The 250-nt window shown below is 46.4% G+C and carries 1 protein-coding gene; it reads left to right on the top strand.

The features are described 5' to 3' along the window. Nucleotides 1-237, top strand: a 237-nt coding sequence (locus tag SB775_RS32115; protein WP_410865341.1) for a YidC/Oxa1 family membrane protein insertase, incomplete at its 5' end; no start/stop codon positions are given. Between the last annotated feature and the right edge of the window lie 13 nt (nt 238-250).

Below are 250 nucleotides of genomic sequence, written 5' to 3'. Positions count from 1 at the left end.
CAATTGATCGTCTTGCGTACGGGGCCTGCAATGGATAACCCGCAAATGAAAGCGATGATGTACTTTATGCCGGTCATGATCGCCGGATTCGGGATCATCCTGCCATCTGCCTTGACGCTTTACTGGGTAATCGGGAATATCATCTCGCTGATCCAAAACATGTTCATTTACCGTCCATGGGAAAAGAAAGAAGTGCAACAGCCTGTTAAAACGAAAACAGGAGGGGCTAAAAAGTGAAGCATCTTACACA

The sequence above is a fragment of the Peribacillus sp. SIMBA_075 genome, from assembly GCF_046534585.1.
Note: the sequence above shows the minus strand (reverse complement) of the source record. Positions and strands in the feature narration are given on the sequence as shown.